Genomic DNA, 19904 nt, shown 5'->3' with positions numbered 1-19904 from the left:
CACGGCTGCCCTCGGCCGCGCGCCCCGCGCGGCCATTCAGTGCGCGCGGGCGGCGGGGCCCGGACGGCGGCGCTCAGGCCGCCGGGCGGGAGCGGGCCGCGCGGTGGCCGCGGCGGCCGAGCCGGGCCAGCGCGTCCAGCACCACCGGGTCGTAGCCGCGCCCGGCGTCGAGGCGCAGGTGCTCCAGCGGGTCCAGGGCGCCGGCCCGGGGACGGTCGGCGGCGGCGGTGCGCAGGTCGTCGTGGGCGTTGGCGACCCGGATGATCCGCGAGGCCAGCGGCAGGCTGGGGTCGTGCCGGCCGTCGGGGAGCCGGCACGGGTCGGCGAGCCGGGCGACCTGCTGCCACACCTGCTTGGGCACGCCGGTGCGCCGGATCACCTCGCTGCCGAGCCGGGCGATCCGCTGCTGCTCGCCGTCGGCGAGCAGCGCGGTGGCCCCGGCGGGCACCGGTTCGACCAGCGAGAGCTGGCCGATGTCGTGCATCAGCGCGGCGTACTCCAGCAGAGTCAGCTCCCGGCTGCCGAGGCCGAGTTCGCGCCCCAGCGCGCACGCCGTGTCGGCGACCCGGCGGGCGTGCCCGGGGGTGGTGTACCCGGCGATCTCGGTGGCCCGGGCCAGCGTCTCGATGGTCTGCCCGGTGGTGGCCCGGACGGCGACGGCGCGCCGGAACGAGGCCTGGGCGAGCAGCAGCGGCACGCAGAACACCGGCAGCGCCCACAGCCCGGCCTCCCCGGCGAGCAGGCTGAGCAGCAGACCGGTGGCGACCTGCGCGGAGCCGATGCCGAGCAGCGCGTGCAGCTGGTCGTCGAGCGCGGCCGCATACCGCAGCCCGGTCCGGGCGCACTGCTGGGCGGCGGCCAGCACGGCGTCGCCGAGCGCGGCCAGGCCGGCGATCCCGGCGAGCAGCGCCCCGTAGGCGGGGCCGGGCAGCCGGTCGGTGACGCCGGCGTTGTACAGCGGCTGGAACAGCAGGGCGGCGAAGGAGACGGTGACCAGGCGGCGGGCGGCGGCGTCGATCCCGCCGAGCGGGGCGGGCGGCCGGTGCCGGAGCGCGGCGAGCGCGTACCGGCCGGCCGTCTGCGCGCCGAGCCCGAGCGCGGTGCCGGCCGCGGTGACGGCGGCGACCTGCAGCACCCCGTGCGTGGTGGGCAGTCCGTGCAGCGGCCCGAGCAGCGCGTAGGCGAGGGCGACGGCGGTGGCGACCGGCGCGGGTTCGCGGTCGCCGGGCAGCGCGGGCCCGGCGCACTGGCCGAGCGCGATCAGCCCGGTGAAGGCGAGCGCGACGCCGGGCTGGCCGGTGGCGTGCAGCAGCAGGTGCAGCACGGCGACGGCGCCGAGCAGCGCGGCGACGGCGTGCAGCAGGTCGGCGGGGACGGGGCGGCGGGGCGTCACACCGGCCCTCCGGTGGGCAGGCCCTGCCCGGACTGCTCGCTGGGCAGGCCCTGCCCGGACTGCTTGGGCAGCCGGGCGGGTTCGGGCACGCCGAGCGGGATGTCCGGCACCTCGCCGTCCCAGCCGCCGGGCGGCGGCGGTTCGGGTTGCCAGCCGTGCTCGGCGACGGCCGCGACCAGCGCGCCCACCATCACCGGGTCGAACTGGCTGCCCGCGCACCGCTCCAGTTCGGCGACCGCCTCGGGGACGGGGCGGCCGCGCCGGTAGGAGCGGGTCGAGGTCATCGAGTCGAAGGCGTCGGCGACCGAGATGATCCGGGCGAACTCGGGGATCCGCTCCCCCGCCAGGCCGTGCGGGTAGCCGCGGCCGTCCATCCGCTCGTGGTGGTGCAGGATGCCGTCCCGGCCCTCGCCGAGGAAGTCCAGCCGCCGCACCAGCTCGTGCCCGAACACCGGGTGCACCTCGACGGCGCGCCGCTCCGCCTCCGTCAGCGGGCCGTTGCGGCGCAGCAGTTCGGTGGCGACGGCGAGCTTGCCGACGTCGTGCAGGGTGCCGGCGAAGTGCAGGGTGCGGATCCGGTCCTCGGCCAGGCCGAGCTGGCGGGCGATCAGCACCGAGGCACGGCCGACCCGTTCGCTGTGGCCGCGGGTGTAGGCGTCCTTGATCTCGACGGCCTGCACCAGGGCCTGCACGGTGGCCCGGTGCGCGGTCCGCTCCCGGTGGCCCTGCGCGGACAGCCAGGCGGTGATGGTCAGCGGCAGCAGGCCGAGCACCGCGGCGAACGCCCCGTACGGGCCCTGCCAGAGCACCGCGATCATCAGGCCGCCGGAGCCGTGCAGCAGCGCGGCGGGGGCGGCCCGGCGGACCGCGCGCAGCGCGCCCTGGCCGGAGCCGCCGCAGGTCAGCCGGACCATGCCGGCCACCAGGACGCCGTTGACCAGGCAGAACGTCAGGATCGCGGCGAGCGCGCCGAGGGCCGCGCCGGGGAACCTGGTGCCGAGCAGCAGCCGCGCCCCGCCGAGCAGCCGGAACACCTCGGCGGCGGCGGCCGCGGCCAGCGCCAGTTGGGCGGCGTTCCACACCCGGCGCAGGGCGCGCGGCGGCACGGCCGGGCCGAGCAGCGCGCCCGGCAGGGCGACCAGCGCGGCGGCGGCGGGCGGCAGCATCAGGACCCCGGCGAACAGCACCGGGAAGAAGCCGCTGCCGCGCGGGTCGGCGGCGGGTTCGTCGCCGGAGCGGCCGCGCAACCAGCGCCACAGCCGGGCGCAGGGGGTGCGGGCGCCCTGCGCCAGCGACTCCAGGCACAGGTGCAGCAGGGCCAGCAGCCCGATCCGCGGCCAGTCCGGTCGGGGCCCGGCGGCGGCCAGCGGCAGCAGTGCCGCGAGGGCGGCCGCGAGCACGACGGCCAGGTAGGCCGCGGCCCGCCGGGGCAGGGCGCTGTGCTCGCGTTCGCTGGCGATCTCGGCCACCCCCGCCCGTACCGGGCCCTCCGACGTGAGGACTCGTCAGAGAATAGGGCCCGCCCGGACGGACGCGGCGCACGATCGCGGATCGCCGCAGTCGGAGCAGCGACAGCTCACCCGATCGAGTGAGCCGCTACTCGGCGGTGGCGACCGCCGAGCCGTGCCCGGCCTTGCCCTCGACCGTCAGCTCGATGCTGACCGAGGACACCTCGATCACCGAGGTGTCGATCTCTCCGGTGCGCTGCCCGGCCCGGATCGAGTCGATCCGGGCGAGCACCTTCGCACGCAGGTCGCTCGGGGTGTCGTCGCAGCCGCAGGAGCGCTTGATCAGCGCCTTGATCGCCTGCTCCAGGCCGTACTTCTCCAAGCACGGCGAGCACTCGTCGAAATGCACCCGCAGCTTGGCGCAGTCGCCCTCGGGCATCTCGTTGTCGAGGAATTCGTAGAGGTGGTCGAGCACCTCTCCGCACTCGGTCTCGTGCGGATCGCCGCAGCTCATGAGCCCGCGCCCTTCGCTTCCTGCCCTGCACCGGTACCGGCCGGAACCAGCCCCCGCTCGCGGGCGTAGTCCTCCAGCATGCCGCGCAGCTGGCGGCGGCCACGGTGCAGTCGGGACATCACCGTACCGATGGGTGTACCCATGATGTCCGCGATTTCCTTGTACGCAAACCCCTCGACGTCCGCGAGGTAGACCGCGATCCGGAATTCCTCCGGGATGGCCTGGAGCGCGTCCTTCACGTCGCTGTCGGGCAGGTGGTCGAGCGCCTGCGCCTCGGCCGAGCGCAGCCCGGTCGACATGTGCGACTCGGCGCGCGCCAGCTGCCAGTCCTCGATCTCCTCGGCCGCGGTGCGCTGCGGTTCGCGCTGCTTCTTGCGGTACGAGTTGATGAAGGTGTTGGTGAGGATGCGGTACAGCCAGGCCTTGAGGTTGGTGCCCTCGCGGAACTGGTGGAACGACGCGTACGCCTTGGCGAACGCCTCCTGGAGCAGGTCCTCCGCGTCGGCGGGGTTGCGGGTCATCCGCAGCGCCGCCGAGTACATCGGGTCCAGGTAGCCCAGGGCGTCCCGTTCGAAGCGCTCGCGCCTGGCCTCCTCGCTCTCGTCCTCGGACACCCGGAAGGTGTCCTCGCCGATCGCTTCGGCCAGTTCGTCGCCGGTGAGCTGTTCGCCCTCCGGACGGCCCTGGTCGGCGCCAGAAGCGCCCGACACGGCCGCGTCATCGGTCCCGACGACCGGACCCACCTCCTCGGAAACCCGCACACGGCCCACGTCGGGCCGACCCGGAAGCGAGGATATCGGGCTGACCGGCTTCTCGCCCGCGACAACCCACTCCGACCAGTCCGGGAGCAACGGCGACTGCGCCGCACGCTGCTCCGGCCGCTCGGGGCACGCGATCGGACCCATGGACGACTGCCTTTCCACCAGGGGGCACGCTCTGACGCTTCGTGCAACCCCTGCCGTTGCCCGGGCATTCCCGGCCCCGGGGTCCGGTGCCGGAATTCAGGACGGCAGCCAGGCCGCGACCGCCTCGGTGACCGTCCGCAGCGGGTCCCCCGCGGCGGCGGCCCGCCGGGGGACCTGGAAGGGGTGCGAGGCGTGCGGGACCTCCACCAGGCGGTGGGTGTCCGGCAGTTCGGGGAACTCCCCGGGGGTGCCGAAGGTGTCCGCGCCGCCCTGCACCACCAGGGTCGGCAGGCCGGTGCCGAGCAGTTCCGCGGCCCGGCTCTTCTCCGGGCGGCCGGGTGGGTGCAGCGGGAACGCCAGCGCGAGGACGCCGGCCGCGCCGAGCGCGGCGGAGGTCCGGCAGGCCACCCGGGCCCCGGCGCTGCGGCCGCCCGCGTACAGCGGCAGGCCCTCCTGCCGGGCGGCGGCGACCTGGGCCGGCCAGCCGGCGTCCAGGGTGGCCGGGGCGGGGGCGAGCCTGCGGCCGGCCACCCGCCAGGGCTGCTCGGCGAGCACCACGGTGACGCCCAGGGGCGGCAGCGCCGCCGCGAGGGCCTGCAGGTCGGGCGCCTCGACCCCGCCGCCCGCCCCGTGCCCCAGCACCAGCACGGCCCGCGGCGCCCCGGCCCGGAACCAGTGGAGCCGGGCGTCCCCGGCGGGAGTCGTGACGATCCGCTGCACGCCCCGGAGCCTACCCGCCGCCCCGGCCGGGGGCTTCCCCCTCCTTCTCTCTGCTCCTACCCGGAGGGCTCGGGCTCCCCGTGTTCCTCCCCCTCGCCCCCGCCCGGAGGGCGCTCCCCCGCTTCTCCCCCGGCGGTCCACTCAGAACAGCGTCGTCAGGTCGTCCTCGGTGAGCGGGCGGGTCAGGCCCGGGTGGTTGTTGCGGATGCGGCCGACCTCGTCCGGGACCGCGTGGATGCGCAGGTCGCCGGGCGGCGGCGGGGTGAGGTCGGCGGTCTCGGCGTGCGGGTCGAGCCAGGCGTCCCAGCGGTCGGGGCCCAGGTAGAGCGGCATCCGCTCGTGGACGGGGGCGAGCAGCGGTTCGGCGGCGGTGGTGACGACGGTGCAGGTGACCAGCCAGGCGTCGGGGTGGTCGCCGGGGTGGCGGCGGTCGCGCCAGAACTCGTACAGCCCGGCGAGGGCCAGCGGGGCGCCGTCGGCGCGGTGCACGAAGTAGGGGCGGCGGGGCGGGCGGGTGACGTCGTCGGTGGGGGCGGTCTGCCACTCGTAGTAGCCGTCGACGGGTATCAGGCAGCGGCGGGACGCGTAGGCCTGGCGGTAGGCGGGCTTCTCGTGGACGGTCTCCGCCCGGGCGTTGATCATCTTCACGGCGGTGTCGGGGCTGCTCGCCCAGGCCGGCACCAGTCCCCAGCGCAGCACCCGCAGCTGACGGACCGGCAGGCGCTGCCCGCGCGGGACGCGCTCCAGGACGGCGAAGGTCCGGGCGGTCGGGGCGACGTTCCAGCTGGGGGCCAGGGTCTCGGTCGGGTCCCACTGCCGGACGTCGAACCGGCGCACCAGTTCGGCGGGGTCGGTGGAGGAGGCGAAACGGCCGCACATGGCCCCCAGCTTGCCAGAGCGGCCCGGGGCCGACGGGGCCGACCGGAGAACCGGTGGCTTCCGGCGGCCCGTCCTTCCGTGGGAGGCTGCCCGCCCGGACAGGGGCGCGGATGATCGGAGGTCGGCGCTGTGGACTTCGCGGGGATCTGGGACCGGGTGACGGGCGCGCAGCCGACCCCGCCGCACTGGCTGGTGTGGGGCACCCTGGCGGCGGCGCTGCTGGCGGTGGCGGTGCGCCCGGTGTGGCGGGTGCTGCGCACCGTGGTGACGATCGCGCACGAGGGCGGGCACGGCCTGACGGCGCTGCTGACGGACCGTCGGCTGTCCGGCATCCGGCTGCACTCGGACACCTCGGGGCTGACGGTCTCCTCGGGGCGGCCGACCGGCCCGGGCATGGTGCTGACCGCGGCGGCGGGGTACCCGGCGCCCTCGCTGCTGGGCCTGGGCGGGGCGGCGCTGCTGGCGGCGGGCCGGACCACGATGCTGCTGTGGATCTGGATCGCGCTGCTGGCGGCGATGCTGCTGACGCTGCGGAACCTGTTCGGGGTGCTGGCGGTGCTGGTCACCGGCGGGACGTTCCTGGCGGTGTCCTGGTACGGCAGCGCCGAGTGGCAGGGCGCGTTCGCCCACCTGGGCGTGTGGTTCCTGCTGCTGGCGGGGGTGCGTCCGCTGCTGGAGCTGTGGTCGTCCCGGCGGCACGGCCGGACGCCGGGCTCGGACGCGGACCAGCTGGCGCGGCTGACCGGGGTGCCCGGAGCGCTGTGGGTGGTGGTGTTCCTGCTGCTGGCGCTGGCCTGCCTGGGGCTCGGGGCGGCCTGGCTGCTGCCCCGGTAGCGGCGCCGGGCCTCATAGACTTGGCCGCATGACCGAACCCCTGTGGCCCGCCCCCGTCGCCACCGTCGCCGTGGACGCGACCGTGACCGTCCCCGGCTCGAAGTCCGCGACCAACCGCGCGCTGGTGCTGGCCGCCCTCGCCGACGGCCCGGGCTGGGTGCGCCGCCCGCTGCGCAGCCGCGACTCGCAGCTGATGGCGGACGGCCTGCGGGCCCTGGGCGTGACGGTCGAGGAGACGGTGAACGCGGCGTCCGGCGGCACCGGCGGCGGCGAGGCGTGGCGGGTCATCCCGGCCGAGCGGCTGCGCGGCCCGGCGCAGGTGGACGTCGGCAACGCGGGCACGGTGATGCGCTTCCTGCCGCCGCTGGCGACGCTGGCGGACGGGCCGGTGCACTTCGACGGCGACCCGCGCAGCCACCAGCGCCCGCAGCACGGCGTGATCGACGCGCTGCGCGCGCTGGGCGCCCGGATCGACGACGGCGGCCGCGGCGGCTTCCCGCTGACGGTGCACGGCACGGGCGCGCTGGACGGCGGCCGGGTGGAGCTGGACGCCTCGTCCTCCTCGCAGTTCGTCTCGGCGCTGCTGCTGTCGGGGGCGCGCTTCAACAACGGGGTGGAGATCCGCAACGTCGGCGGCACGGTGCCCTCGCTGCCGCACATCCGGATGACGGTCGACATGGTCCGCAAGGCCGGCGGCCAGGTCGACGCGCCGGAGGACGGCGGCGAGAAGGACGTCTGGCGGGTCACCCCGGGCGCGCTGATCGGCCGCGACCTGGTGGTCGAGCCGGACCTGTCGAACGCGGCCCCGTTCTTCGCGGCGGCGCTGGTCACCGGCGGCCGGGTGACCGTCCGGGACTGGCCGAGGCACACGTACCAGCCGGGCGACCAGCTGCGCGAGCTGTTCACCGCGATGGGCGGCTCCTGCCGGTTCACCGACGACGGGCTGGAGTTCACCGGCACCGGCAAGGTGCACGGGATCGAGGCGGACCTGCACGACGTCGGCGAGCTGACCCCGGTGATCGCGGCGGTGGCGGCGCTGGCCGACTCCGAGTCGCACCTGTACGGCATCTCCCACCTGCGGCTGCACGAGACCGACCGGCTGGCCGCGCTCGTCGCCGAGATCAACGGCCTGGGCGGCGACGTCACCGAGACCGAGGACGGCCTGCGGGTCCGGCCGCGCCCGCTGCACGGCGGGGTGTTCCACACCTACGAGGACCACCGGCTGGCGACCGCCGCCGCCGTGCTCGGCCTGGTGGTGGAGGGCGTCCTGGTGGAGGACGTGGCGACCACGGCGAAGACACTGCCGGACTTCCCGCGGATGTGGGCCGAGCTCCTCGGCCAGGGCTGACGGGGGGTCACGGAGATGCGCCGTTACGGCAAGGACGCCGACGAGGACGACATCCGCAGCCGCCCGGGCCGCCGGGGCTCCCGCCCCCGCACCCGGATCCGGCCCAAGCACGAGGACGCCGACGAGGCGATGATCCTCACCGTGGACCGGGGCCGGATGACCTGCCTGGTCGGCGGCGGCACCAAGGACGAGCGGCAGGTCGTCGCCATGAAGGCGCGCGAACTGGGCCGCAAGGGCGTGGTGGTGGGCGACATCGTCGGAGTGGTCGGCGACCTGTCCGGCGACCCCGACACGCTGGCCCGGATCGTCCGGGTCGAGGAGCGCACCTCGGTGCTGCGCCGCACCGCGGACGACGACGACCCGTACGAGCGGATCGTGGTCGCCAACGCCGAGCAGCTGGCCATCGTCACCGCCCTCGCCGACCCGGAGCCCCGCCCCCGGCTGATCGACCGCTGCCTGGTGGCCGCGTACGACGCCGGGATGGAGCCGCTGCTGGTGCTGACCAAGTCCGACCTGGCGTCCGCCGACGAACTGCTGGAGTCGTACGCGACGCTCGGCGTCCGCTCGGTGGTGACCCGGGCCGACGAGTTGGAAACGGTCGGCGCGGAGGCGGTGCGGGCGCACCTGCGCGGGCTGACCACCGTGTTCATCGGGCACTCCGGCGTCGGCAAGACCACCCTGGTCAACGCGCTGGTGCCGGAGCACCGGCGGACCACCGGCCGGGTCAACTCGGTCACCGGCCGGGGCCGGCACACCACCGTCTCGGCGCTGGCGCTGCGGCTGCCCCCGCCGCCCGGGGCGAAGCCGGGCTCGAAGAAGGCGCTGGACCCGGGCTGGGTGATCGACACGCCGGGCTTCCGCTCCTTCGGCCTGTCGCACATCGATCCGTCCCGGGTCATCCTCGCCTTCCCCGACCTGGAGCCCGGGACGGTCGACTGCCCGCGGGCCTGCTCGCACGACGAGCCGGACTGCGCGCTGGACGCCTGGGTCGCCGACGGGCACGCCGACCCGGCCCGGCTGTACTCGCTGCGCCGCCTGCTCGCCACCCGCGAGGCGTCCGAAGGGGATTGAGAGTTCACGCGATCACGAGTCGCTGGGCCCGTGCCGCTGGGTGACGATGGGAGGGTCACACCGTCCTCTCTGACAGGGAGTCAACCCGATGGCATGGGCCATGGTGATCCTCGCCGGTCTGCTGGAAACGGGATTCGCGGTCAACCTCAAGCTCAGCCACGGCTTCACCAGGCTCTGGCCCACCGTCAGCTTCGCGCTCTTCGCGCTCGGCTCCTTCGGGCTGCTCACCCTGTCGCTGAAGACCCTGCCGGTCGGCAGCGCGTACGCGGTGTGGACCGGCATCGGCGCGGCCGGCACCGCCGTGTACGGGATGGTCTTCCTGGGCGAGTCCTCCTCCACCCTGAAGCTGGTCTCCATCTCGCTGGTCATCACGGGCGTGATCGGCCTCCAGCTCAGCGGCTCGGGGCACTGAGTCCGCTAGGGTTCCGGGCATGGCCGACTACCACGACGACCTCCGCCTCGCCCATGTCCTCGCCGATTCGGCCGACTCCGTGACCATGGAGCGCTTCCGGGCGCTCGACCTGAAGGTCGAGACCAAGCCGGACCTCACCCCGGTCAGCGACGCCGACAAGGCCGCCGAGGAACTGGTCCGCTCGGTCCTGCAGCGGGCCCGGCCGCGGGACGCGGTCCTCGGCGAGGAGTACGGCCTGCAGGGCTCCGGCCCGCGCCGCTGGGTGATCGACCCGATCGACGGCACCAAGAACTACGTCCGCGGCGTCCCGGTCTGGGCGACCCTGGTCGCGCTGCTGGAGGAGCAGCCCGACGGCGAGCACGTCCCGGTGGTCGGCATCGTCTCGGCGCCCGCGCTGGGCCGCCGCTGGTGGGCCGCCAAGGGGCTCGGCGCGTACGCCGGGCGCAGCCTGGCCAAGGCGCAGCGGATCCACGTCTCGAAGGTCTCCCGGCTGGCCGACGCCTCGCTGTCCTTCTCCTCGCTGAGCGGCTGGGAGGAGCGCGCCCGGCTGGACGCCTTCCTCGACCTGACCCGGGTCTGCTGGCGCACCCGCGCCTTCGGCGACTTCTGGTCCTACATGATGGTCGCCGAGGGCTCCGTCGACATCGCCGCCGAGCCCGAGCTCTCGCTCTGGGACATGGCGGCCCCCTGCATCGTCGTCCAGGAGGCCGGTGGCCGCTTCACCGGCCTGGACGGCATCGACGGCCCCTCCGGCGCGGACGCGGTCGCCACCAACGGGGTCCTGCACGAGGCGGTGCTGCGCTCGCTCAGCCTGTGAGGCAGTGACGCCGCGGCTGCGTGCCGCCATGACCCCGTGGCTCCGTGACGCCGTGACGTCCCGTCAGGCGCTCAGTTCGGCGTTCAGCGCGCCCAGCAGCCGCCCGGCGCGCTCGGCGACCTCGGCGGGGCCCTGCTCCATCGCGCGGCGGCACCAGTTCTCGGCCTGCACGGCCTCGCCGCGGCGCAGCGCGAGCAGGGCGAGCCGGAGCGCGGCCCGGCCGTGGCCGGCGTCGGCGGCGCGGGTGTACCAGAGCATCGCCTCGGCCTCGCTGTCCTGCCGGGCCAGCAGCAGGCCGAGGTTGAAGGCGGCGCTGCGGCTGCCGCCCTCGGCGGCCCGCCGGTACCAGCTCTCGGCGATCTCCAGCGCGCCGCGCTCGGCGGCCCGGACGCCCATCCGGACCTGGGCGCGCCGGTGCCCGGCGTCGGCGGCGACGGCGTACCAGTGCTCGGCCTCCGCGTCGGCGTCGCCGCGCCGGTCGAGCAGCGAGGCGAGCCGGAACGCGCCCTCCGGGGAGCCGCCGTCGGCGGACTGCCGGTAGCGGTCGAGGGCGCCGGTGAGGTTGCCGCGCTGCTCCTGGACGACGGCGAGCTGCAGGGCGGCCTCGCCGTGGCCCTCGGCGGCGGCGCGGGCGTACCACTCCTGGGCCTGCCGGGTCTCGCCGCGGCCGGCGTGCAGCACGCCGAGGTTGAACGCGCCGTCGACCGAGCCGGCCTCGGCGGCCTTGGAGAACCAGGGTTCGGCGCCGGACTCGTCGCCGCGCTGGAGCAGCACGACGGCAAGCGCGTTGCAGGCCTCGCGGTGCCCGGCGTAGGCGGCGCGGCGGTACCACTGCTCGGCCTGGGTCTCCCGGCCGGCGCCGGCACAGAGCAGGCCGAGGTTGAAGGCGCCGTTGTGGTCGCCGGCGTCGAGGGCGGCGCGGTACCAGCGTTCGGCGACGGTGTTCTCGCCGCGGCCGGCGTGCAGCGCGCCGAGGGCGTTGGCGGCGGTGCCGTCACCGGCCTCGGCGGCCTCCTGCCACCACTCGGCGGCGGCGGCGAGGTCGCCGGCGTCGCGGAGCAGGAAGCCGAGCGCGCAGGCGGCGCGGGCCTCGCCGTTCTGGGCGGACTGCCGGTACCAGCGGGCGGCCTCGTCGAGGTCGCCGCGGGCTTCGAGCAGCACGCCGAGGCGGAGCGCGGCGCGGGCGTGGCTGCGGGCGGCGGCGGTGCGGTACCAGGTCTCGGCGGTGTCCTTGTCGCCGGCGGCCTCGCGCATCCGGGCGAGCCGGTAGGCGCCCTCGCGGTGGCCGGAGTCGGCGGCGGCCTTGAACCAGCGTTCGGCGCGGACGTCGCGGCGGTGCTCCATCAGGTCGCCGAGGGCGTAGGCGCCGAGCGGGTGGCCCTGTTCGGCGGCGTAGTGCAGCCAGTACTCGGCGGCCTCCTCCTCGCCCTGGTCGCGCAGTTGCAGGCCGAGGGCGTGCGCGGCGGGGGCGGAGCCGGCCACGGCGGCCTGCCGCCACCACTGGGCGGCCTCGGTGCGCCGGCCCTGCTGGTGCAGCAGCACGCCGAGGTTGTTGGCGGCGGCGCGCAGGCCGGCGGCGGCCGCGGCGCGCAGGTACGGCTCGGCGTCGGCGAGGTCGCCGCGGCGCAGCAGCAGGGCGCCGAGCTGGCTGGCGGCAGCGGGGTCGCCGGCGTCGGCGGAGCCGCGGTGGCGGGCTTCCAGGGCGGCCTGCTCGCGGGCGGCGAGGGCGGTCTCGAAGCTGTCGTCGGTCTCGTCGTCGCCGCTCTCCAGCAGGTCGCGGCCGGCGGCGGCGACCCGGTCGGCGGTGAGGTGGACGAGGGCTTCCGGGCCGTACCCGGTCACGTCGATGCCGCCGGCGGTCCGGACGGGCCGGGTGCCGGTGGCGGACCGGCCGGTGGTGCGGACCCCGGTGTCGGTGTCCGTGCTGCTGCTGGCCGCCGGTCGCTCTCCCGTCCCGTTCCTTCCGATGAGTTTCATGCCGACTCCCGCTCCCCCCGAGTGTCGCGGCATTCGCCCCGGGCCGTCGGCCCGGAGTGGTTCCCCCTGGGGGCACGCCGGATCGGACGGCCTGTCACGGGCCGTGCCGCGTCCCCCTCGTGGTCCATCGTCGCATCACCCGCATACCGCGTACACCTGCTCCGCCCGGTTTGGGCGGAGCGCGGCCGAAGCCCGGCGAGATTGCTTCAGCGCTTTGTCGATTTCCCGACACTCGGGCCCCACAAACCCCGGCCACGCATCGTACCGGAGTCGATCAACTCCGCGCGCCCGCAAGGGGGAAGGCCCGGAGGGGTGTTCCCTCCGGGCCTTCCTTAAAAGGATGTTGACGCAGTCTCAGCTCAGGCTGAAGTCGTCCGCCTGGTAGGCGCCCTGCGCGTACCAACCGTGGACCCAGACCGTCACCGAGGTGACCGAGGCCCCGGTGGTGAACTTGGTGGACAGCTTCGTCCACGCGCTCCCGCCGGGGGTCCAGGTGGAGCTGTCGGCGCCGGAGCCGGTGACGCCGAGGTAGGTGTAGTTGCCCTTGACCCAGGCCGACAGCGTGTACGTGGTGTTCGGCTTGACCGTCACGGTCTGCTGGCACTGCGCGGTGTCGCCGGCCCCGACGTTGCCCTGCAGGGCGTAGGAGCCGGTGTGCCCGCCGCCCACCACCGCGCCGCCGCTGCCCGCGCAGGTCCACGGGCTGAGCGCGCCGCTCTCCAGGCCCGGGTTGGCGATCGGGCCGGCGGGGACGGTCGGCGAGGAGGACGGGCTGCTACTGGTGCTGGTGGACGGCGAGGCCGAGGTGGACGGACTCGTGCTCGTGCTCGGCGAGGCCGAGGCGGACGGGGAGGCGCTGCCCGACGGCGAGCTGCTGGCGGTCGGCGAGGGCGACGGGGCCGGGCAGCTCGCGGCCGAGCCGTTGGTGGCCGTCATCAGCGGGTTGAGCAGGGCCGCGTTCGGGTCGTCGTAGAGCGAGAAGACGAAGGAGCCGCCGAGGCCGTTGCAGTGCGCGTAGTCCATCTTCGCCTGGATCGACTTCGCGTTCTCGCCGGACCAGAAGTTGGTGCCGTCGTAGAAGTACGCCGCCTGCGCGGCCGCGTCCCAGTACGTGTAGCTCGGGTTGTCGACCACGCCGAGCAGTTCCTTGTACATCCGCACGCCGTTGACGTTGCCGGAGTTCGGCGCGCCCTGCGCGGGCCCGCTGGCGGGCTGGAACAGCCCGTGGTTGGCGCCGGCCGCCACGCCCGTCCAGCCGCGGTAGTACAGCGGCACGCCCATGTTGAGCTTGTTCGCCGGGAACCCGCCGGGGATGCCGTACGAGGGGTCGCCGACCGTGTACGCCTTGATCGCCTCGTCGATGTTGTACTTGGCGTTGCCCGGCGGCACGTTGTTCATCGGGTCGTTCGGGTTCTGGTAGATCGGCGTCTGGTGGTTGGTCGGCCCCTGGGCCTCCCAGCCGCCGTGCATGTCGTACGTCATCGGGTCGGCGAAGGTCAGGTACTGCCCGATCTTGTCGGTCTCGACGTTCTTGATCTTGTCCTGCCCGGCCGGCAGCGCGGCGCTCAGCGCGTAGGTCTTGCCGTCCGCGGAACCCTGGGCGTTGAGCTGGCTGCGGAACTCGGCGAGCAGCGCGGTGAAGTTCTGCTTGTCGTTCGGCGAGGAGTGGTTGCCGGTGTGGCCGCCGCCGCCCGGGTACTCCCAGTCGATGTCGAAGCCGTCGAAGATGCCCTTGCCGGTGCCCGCGCCGCCGTAGCCGCCCTGGGCCGGCAGGTTGCCCTTGATGAACATGTCGACGCAGGAGGAGACGAACTTCTTCCGGGAGGCGTCGCTGGCGGCCGCGTCGGAGAAGTACTTGGAGTACGTCCAGCCGCCGATCGACAGCAGCACCTTGAGCTTCGGGTACTTGGCCTTGAGCTCCTGGAGCTGGTGGAAGTTGCCGGCCAGCGGCTGGTTCCAGGTGTCGGTGGAGTTGTCGACGCTGTTGCCGTTGGCGAAGGTCTTGGCGTAGTCGGCGTAGTAGTCGCCGGCGCCGTCGCCCGCGTTCGGGTTGTTCTCGTCCTGGGAGGCGGCCGAGTTGGCCTCGAAGCAGGTCAGGTTGGTCGGGTCGATGTTGGCGAAGTCGTACAGCAGGTAGTCGAGCTTGCCGGCCATGCCGTTGCTGTCGACGTTCTTCAGGTAGTAGGCGTTCTGGTAGATCGACCACTGGTCGAAGTACGCCACTTTCATGCCGCCGCTGGTGGCGGGCGCGCCGGTGGTGTTGCCCGGCCCGGCGCTCGCGCTGGGTGCGCCCAGCAGCGACATCGCTCCGGCGAGCAGCGTGGCGGCCGCGGCCGTCACCGCCCAGGCCCTTCGGTTGTTCCGGTGCATGCGGAGGTGCCCTCCTGTCACGTGGGGATGCAGGAACGCCGTCCGACACCCGGTCGGGGAGAGCGGCAGACGGAGCAGAGAACGATCAACTCCTGTTGCTGGCATGCGAATTGCCGCCACTACGGCGGGCGGTGGGGGCCGGCCGCCATGGGCATGACTCAGATTGGACTGGACCAGTTGGGGTGTCAATCGGGGCGACACCCAAGGAATGGCAAAGGCCCGGAGGCTGATGCCTCCGGGCCTTTCGCTACTGAGTAGCGGGGACAGGATTTGAACCTGCGACCTCTGGGTTATGAGCCCAGCGAGCTACCGAGCTGCTCCACCCCGCGTCGGTGAAACCACTGTAGCACGATCGCGGGGTGGACCAACAATCCGGTTCTCGCAGCTCAGCCCGTGGGTGCGGGCGAGGGCTGGCCGCTCGGTTGGCCGCTCGGTTGGCCACTGGGCTGGCCGCTCGGCTGCCCGCCGGGCTGCCCGCTCTTCGACTCGGCCGCCACCGCGTCGTTCAGCGCCTTCCGCAGGGCCTGCTGGCTCTGGCCGTAGGCCGCCCAGTCGCCGTTCTTCAGCGCCGCCTGTCCGTCGTCGAACGCCTTCTGGGCGTCCGCCAGCGCCCGGTCCAGCGCCGGGTTGCTCCCCGGCGTGGTCGGCGCGGTCGGGGTGGTCGGCGTCGTGGGCGCGGTCGGCGTGCCGGTGCCCGGGTTCGGCTCGGCCGGGGCGGTGACCCCGGGCGCGGCCGCGCCGAGCACCTTGGCCAGCGCCTTGTCCAGGCTGTCCTCCAGCGCCACGTTGTGGTCGCCGTACACCGCCAGCACCTTCTTCAGCACCGGCACCTTGGCGCCGCGGGCCACCAGGTAGACCGGCTCCACGTTGAGGATGCCGCCGCCGACCGGCAGGGTCAGCAGGTTGCCGTAGACCACGTCGGAGTCGGTGCCGCTGCGCAGCAGCGACAGCTGGCGGGCCACCTCGGAGTCCGAGTTGAACTTCGCCTGGGTCAGCGCCGGGCCGAGCGCGCCCGAGCCGGGCGGCGTCCGCAGGATGCGCAGCTTGCCGTAGTCCGGCCCCGGGTCGGCGTTCACCGTCATGAACGCGGCCAGGTTCTTCCGCCCGGCCGGCACGAACGAGGTGGTCAGCGAGAAGCTGGCCTCCTTCGCGTCGGGCATCCGCACCGTCAGGTAGTACGGCGGCTGGACGTCGTGGGTGTTGTTGACGGTCGGGTCCTCCGGCACGTCCCAGATGTCGGTGCCGTTGAAGAACGCCGTGGCCTCGGTCATGTGGTACTGCCCGAGCAGGTCGCGCTGCACCTTGAACAGGTCCTGCGGGTAGCGCAGGTGCGGCAGCAGCGTCGCCGGGATGTCGGCCTTGGCCCGCACGGTGCCCGGGAACGCCTTCATCCAGGTCTTCAGCACCGGGTCGGCCTCGTCCCACTGGTAGAGCGTCACCTCGCCGGTGTACGCGTCCACGGTGGCCTTCACCGAGTTGCGGATGTAGTTGACCTGGTTGACTGCCGTCAGGGTGCGGCCGCGCTGGTCGGTCAGCGAGTCCTTGGTGGCGTCGCCGAGCACCGTCTTGGAGGAGAACGGGTAGCCGTCCGAGGTGGTGTAGCCGTCCAGCACCCAGACCAGGCGGCCGTTCTGCACCACCGGGTACGGGTCGGCGTCGATCGACAGCCAGGGCGCGACCTTCTCCACCCGCTCCTTGGGGGTGCGGTCGTAGAGGATCTTCGCGCCGTCCTTGATCGCCCCGGAGTAGAGGATCTGCGGCTCGGCGAACTTCACCGCGTACGCGGCCCGGGTCAGCGGGTTGTCCAGCGAGACGCCGCTGCCGCCGCTGTACTGCGAGGTCTGGTCGGGCTGGCCGTCCCGGGTGTAGTCGATCTCGTCCATGCCCGGGCCGACGATCGAGTACGCCGGGGACTTCTCGCCGTAGTACACCCGCTGCTCGTAGTCGCCCAGCGAGCCCTCGGTCGGCAGCGACTGCTCGGTGTAGACCGGGTTGCCGTTGGCGTCCACCTGGTTGCCCTTGGCGGCGACCACGCCGTAGCCGTGGGTGTACTTGAAGTGGTCGTTGATGAAGTTGCGCTGCTGGACGCCCGCCAGGTCCAGTTCGCGGACCCCCAGCACGGTGTCCTGCTTGCCGTAGCGGTCGACGTCCAGCGTCTTCGGGAAGGCGTAGTAGTTGCGCAGCGCCTGGTTCTGCTGGAAGGTCGGCGACACCACGTTCGGGTCCAGCAGCCGGATGTCGGCGATGGTCTGCGCGTCCTGCTTCAGCTTGTCGGCGTCGGTGCTGTCGCTCGGCGTGTACGGCTGCACGTCGGCGCCGGCGATGCCGTAGGCCTGCCGGGTCGCGTCGATGTTCTTCTGGATGTACGCGGTCTCCTTGGCCTGCTCGTTCGGCTTGACCTGGAACTGCTGGACGATCGCCGGGTAGACGCCGCCGACCAGCACCGCGGAGAGCGCCATCAGGCCGAAGCCGATCAGCGCGGGCGCCCAGGTCCGCCGGACCGGGGTCAGGAAGAACAGCAGCGCGCAGATGACCGCCACGAAGAACAGGATCGTCTTGGCCGGCAGGAACGCGTTGGCGTCCACGTAGCGCAGGCCGGTCCAGCCGTCCACGTTCTTGAAGGACTCGCTCTTGACCGCCAGCGCGTACCGGTCCAGCCAGTACGCCACCGCCTTCAGCAGCACGAACACGCCCAGCAGCACCGCGAGGTGGCCCTGCGCCCCGCCGCTGGCCCGCCGTCCGGGGCCCTGCAGCCGCAGGCCGCCGTAGAGGTAGTGCACGGCCGTCGCCGCGATCAGCGAGACGATCACCGCGCTGAACGCGAAGCCCAGCAGGAACTCGTACCAGGGCAGTTCGAAGGCGTAGTACGAGACGTCCTTGTGGAACTGACCGTCCTTCACCCCGAACGGGGTGCCGTTCGCCCAGAGCATCCAGGTCCGCCACTGGGCGGCGGCCGCGGCCCCGGCCACCAGGCCGACCAGCAGCGCCGGGCCGACCAGCAGCCACTTCCGGAACGGCGCCACGCCCGACCGGTAGCGGTCCAGGCTCTGCTGCTCCACCGACATCGCCGCCAGCGGCGGCCGCAGCCGGTAGGCCAGCCACAGGTTGAAGCCGACCACCAGGGCCATCAGCAGGCCGAACACCGCGCCCAGTCCGAGCTCGGCGCCGAGCCGCGAGGTGAACACCGAGCCGTACTTCACCGACCGGAACCACAGCCAGTCGGTCCACAGCCCGGAGAACATCACGAACAGCAGGAACAGCACCGCCAGCACGCCGACCGTCAGCAGCAGCACCCGTGCCCGACGCGACGGCGGCCCGACCCTCGCTCGGAAACCCGGACCGGACCGGTCCGGCATCTGGAACGTCAAGGCGCCACCTCAGCTGTCGTCGTTGGGGATTACGGGCCCGCGCCGTGGACGGGCAGCGGTCTCCAGTGCAACTTAATCAGTCTTTACCGGAGTTCCCGGGCAATGCGTCGGAGTTGGAGACGCCCCCCTCCCCCGTGTGAGGATGGGCCCATGTCCGACTCCCCTGACCTGACCGCCGGCGCCTCCGGCCTGCCCGCCGCCACCCCGCTCACCCGGGCCGCGCTGGAGATCGACGAGCACGCCGCGACCCTCGGCTGGGACCTGCCCGCCCGGCTGTTCGCGCTGGTCGACAACGCGCAGATGCGCAAGGCCAATCCGCGGCTCGCCGCGCAGCTCGGCCTGGACGGCAACCCGACCGGCCTCACCCCGGTCGAGCAGGAGGAGATCGCCCCGGGCACCGAGCTCGACCGCTTCCTCGGCACCATCGCCTGGCCGGACGGCGTGGTGGGCTGCGCCCTCGTCGTCGAGCGGCTGATGCTCCCGCCGGGCGCCGAGTCCTCCCGGCCGAAGAACGCCTCCGAGCAGGAGATCAACGACTGGGTCGCCACCCACCCGCAGCGCCAGGAGGTCCGGATCACCGCGGCCGTGCTGCGCGACGGCTCCCGGGAGGTCGCGCTGCGCCTGCGCGAGAAGGACGTCGCCCGCGAGGTGCTGACCGGCCCCGACCTGGTCCCCAACCTGACGGACGCGCTGCTCGCCACCTTCCAGTGAGGTGACGGCCCGGGGCCCCGCGGGGCCCCGGGCCCGGCGCTACTTGCCGCAGGCCGGCAGCGCGGCCCGGTCGCCGGCCCGGATCGCGTCCAGCGCCTTGACCGCGCCGGCCAGATTGTCGACCTTGACCAGGGTCAGCCCGGACGGGGTGCCCTTGGCCGCCTCGGCGCAGTTGTCGGCGGGGGTGAAGAAGTACTCGGCGCCCTTGTCGCGGGCCGCGATCAGCTTCATCCGGATGCCGCCGATCGGGCCGACCGTGCCGTCGTCGTCGATGGTGCCGGTGCCGGCCACGAACGTGCCGCCGGTCAGGTCGGTGGGGGTGAGCTTGTCGACGATGCCGAGCGCGAACATCAGGCCGGCGCTGGGGCCGCCGACGTCCTGCAGGCCGATGTCGATCTTGAACGGGTAGACGTGGTCGACGCCGGGCGAGATGCCGACGATCGCCCGGTCCTCGCCCGGTGCCTTGGCCGTGGTGATCGGCACCTGCACCTGGTCCGCCGGGTTCGGCACCGGCGCGGCCTTGGCGTGCGGGACGACGGTGAAGACCGCGGTCTCGCCGGGCTTGTGCTTCATGACCTGCTCGGCGACCTGGCTCCGGGAGGTGATGGCCACGCCGTCGACGGCCACGATCTGGTCGCCGGCGTGGAGCTTGCCCTCGGAGGGTCCGCCGGAGCTCACCGAGGAGACGATGATCTCGGTGCCGACCGGGATGTTCAGCTGGTTGAGGGCGGCGGTCTTCGCGCTGTCCTCGGAGGAGGCGAACTCCTCGGCGTTCTGCTGCTGGGCCTCCTGGTCGGTCTGGCCCTTGGGGTACACGTTGTCGTGCGGGACGACCAGCACGTCGTCGCGCATCCAGCCGACGATCGCCGAGACCAGGCTGGGCTGGTACTTGGCGCCGGTCACCTGGACGGTGGTCATGTTGAGGTGCCCGCTGGTCGGGTAGGTCTCGTGCCCGGTGATGGTGATCACCGGTTCGCCGGTCTTGTCCTGCGCGCCGAGGGTGTTGTACGTCGGCCCGGGGCTCATCTCGGTGAAGGGCACCTTGGTCAGCACCGAGGCGCAGAGCAGGCCTATCAGCAGCAGGGTGGCGGCGAGCATCGTCGCCGATCGGCGTGGCATGCCACGACAGTACGGGAA

At 73.8% G+C, this 19904-nt stretch carries 16 protein-coding genes and 1 tRNA gene; 6 read left to right on the top strand and 11 right to left on the bottom strand.

The window, feature by feature from the left end:
* Positions 1 to 73: 73 nt before the first annotated feature.
* From ACIOHG_RS05000 to ACIOHG_RS04975, 6 genes are all read right to left on the bottom strand, one after another.
* On the bottom strand, positions 74 to 1393 hold the full coding sequence (locus tag ACIOHG_RS05000) for an HD-GYP domain-containing protein (RefSeq protein ID WP_400945374.1): 1320 nt from the start codon (positions 1391 to 1393) through the stop codon (positions 74 to 76).
* Positions 1390 to 2862 carry an HD-GYP domain-containing protein gene (locus ACIOHG_RS04995; RefSeq protein ID WP_400945372.1) on the bottom strand — a complete coding sequence of 491 codons (1473 nt, stop codon included), beginning with the start codon at positions 2860 to 2862 and terminating at the stop codon, positions 1390 to 1392. Before ACIOHG_RS04995 ends, ACIOHG_RS05000 begins: the two co-directional genes overlap by 4 nt.
* A gap of 127 nt (positions 2863 to 2989) precedes the next feature.
* Positions 2990 to 3355: a mycothiol system anti-sigma-R factor gene (gene rsrA, locus ACIOHG_RS04990; RefSeq protein WP_400945370.1), complete on the bottom strand. Its 366-nt coding sequence runs from the start codon at positions 3353 to 3355 to the stop codon at positions 2990 to 2992.
* Positions 3352 to 4065, bottom strand: a complete 714-nt coding sequence (locus tag ACIOHG_RS04985; protein ID WP_400945368.1) for a sigma-70 family RNA polymerase sigma factor — start codon at positions 4063 to 4065, stop codon at positions 3352 to 3354. Before ACIOHG_RS04985 ends, rsrA begins: the two co-directional genes overlap by 4 nt.
* A gap of 291 nt (positions 4066 to 4356) precedes the next feature.
* Positions 4357 to 4980, bottom strand: a complete 624-nt coding sequence (locus ACIOHG_RS04980; RefSeq protein WP_400945366.1) for an alpha/beta family hydrolase — start codon at positions 4978 to 4980, stop codon at positions 4357 to 4359.
* 141 nt (positions 4981 to 5121) lie between these two features.
* On the bottom strand, positions 5122 to 5859 hold the full coding sequence (locus ACIOHG_RS04975) for an SOS response-associated peptidase (RefSeq protein WP_400945364.1): 738 nt from the start codon (positions 5857 to 5859) through the stop codon (positions 5122 to 5124).
* A 129-nt stretch (positions 5860 to 5988) separates the two neighbouring features.
* On the opposite strand from ACIOHG_RS04975, the gene ACIOHG_RS04970 reads away from it, so the two are divergent.
* The 5 genes from ACIOHG_RS04970 to hisN all read left to right on the top strand — a co-directional run bounded on the left by ACIOHG_RS04970 (position 5989) and on the right by hisN (position 10341).
* Positions 5989 to 6693: a M50 family metallopeptidase gene (locus ACIOHG_RS04970; RefSeq protein WP_400945362.1), complete on the top strand. Its 705-nt coding sequence runs from the start codon at positions 5989 to 5991 to the stop codon at positions 6691 to 6693.
* Positions 6694 to 6721: 28 nt separating this feature from the next.
* Positions 6722 to 8041 carry a 3-phosphoshikimate 1-carboxyvinyltransferase gene (aroA, locus tag ACIOHG_RS04965; protein ID WP_400945360.1) on the top strand — a complete coding sequence of 440 codons (1320 nt, stop codon included), beginning with the start codon at positions 6722 to 6724 and terminating at the stop codon, positions 8039 to 8041.
* A 15-nt stretch (positions 8042 to 8056) separates the two neighbouring features.
* A complete protein-coding gene (rsgA, locus tag ACIOHG_RS04960) occupies positions 8057 to 9112 on the top strand; it encodes a ribosome small subunit-dependent GTPase A (RefSeq protein ID WP_400945358.1) in 1056 nt (351 codons plus the stop codon).
* Between the two features lie 88 nt (positions 9113 to 9200).
* Complete coding sequence (locus tag ACIOHG_RS04955; RefSeq protein WP_400945356.1) at positions 9201 to 9524, top strand: DMT family transporter; 324 nt, start codon at positions 9201 to 9203, stop codon at positions 9522 to 9524.
* Positions 9525 to 9543: 19 nt separating this feature from the next.
* Positions 9544 to 10341: a histidinol-phosphatase gene (gene hisN, locus ACIOHG_RS04950; protein ID WP_400945355.1), complete on the top strand. Its 798-nt coding sequence runs from the start codon at positions 9544 to 9546 to the stop codon at positions 10339 to 10341.
* Positions 10342 to 10404: 63 nt separating this feature from the next.
* On the opposite strand, the gene ACIOHG_RS04945 is transcribed toward hisN, so the two are convergent.
* From ACIOHG_RS04945 to ACIOHG_RS04930, 4 genes are all read right to left on the bottom strand, one after another.
* Entirely contained in the window at positions 10405 to 12318 is a 1914-nt protein-coding gene (locus ACIOHG_RS04945; protein WP_400945353.1) for a tetratricopeptide repeat protein, read from the bottom strand.
* Positions 12319 to 12672: 354 nt separating this feature from the next.
* Positions 12673 to 14688 (bottom strand): glycosyl hydrolase family 18 protein, encoded by a 2016-nt coding sequence (locus tag ACIOHG_RS04940; RefSeq protein ID WP_400945351.1) that lies wholly within the window; start codon positions 14686 to 14688, stop codon positions 12673 to 12675.
* Positions 14689 to 14943: 255 nt separating this feature from the next.
* Positions 14944 to 15017, bottom strand: a tRNA-Met gene (locus ACIOHG_RS04935).
* A gap of 57 nt (positions 15018 to 15074) precedes the next feature.
* Positions 15075 to 18044, bottom strand: a complete 2970-nt coding sequence (locus tag ACIOHG_RS04930; protein WP_400945758.1) for a UPF0182 family protein — start codon at positions 18042 to 18044, stop codon at positions 15075 to 15077.
* 162 nt (positions 18045 to 18206) lie between these two features.
* On the opposite strand from ACIOHG_RS04930, the gene ACIOHG_RS04925 reads away from it, so the two are divergent.
* Complete coding sequence (locus ACIOHG_RS04925) at positions 18207 to 18767, top strand: PPA1309 family protein (protein ID WP_400945349.1); 561 nt, start codon at positions 18207 to 18209, stop codon at positions 18765 to 18767.
* Between the two features lie 39 nt (positions 18768 to 18806).
* On the opposite strand, the gene ACIOHG_RS04920 is transcribed toward ACIOHG_RS04925, so the two are convergent.
* A complete protein-coding gene (locus ACIOHG_RS04920; protein WP_400945347.1) occupies positions 18807 to 19886 on the bottom strand; it encodes a PDZ domain-containing protein in 1080 nt (359 codons plus the stop codon).
* Positions 19887 to 19904: the final 18 nt, after the last annotated feature.

The organism is Kitasatospora sp. NPDC088134 (assembly GCF_044741705.1).
Taxonomy (GTDB): domain Bacteria; phylum Actinomycetota; class Actinomycetes; order Streptomycetales; family Streptomycetaceae; genus Kitasatospora.
Note: the sequence above shows the minus strand (reverse complement) of the source record. Positions and strands in the feature narration are given on the sequence as shown.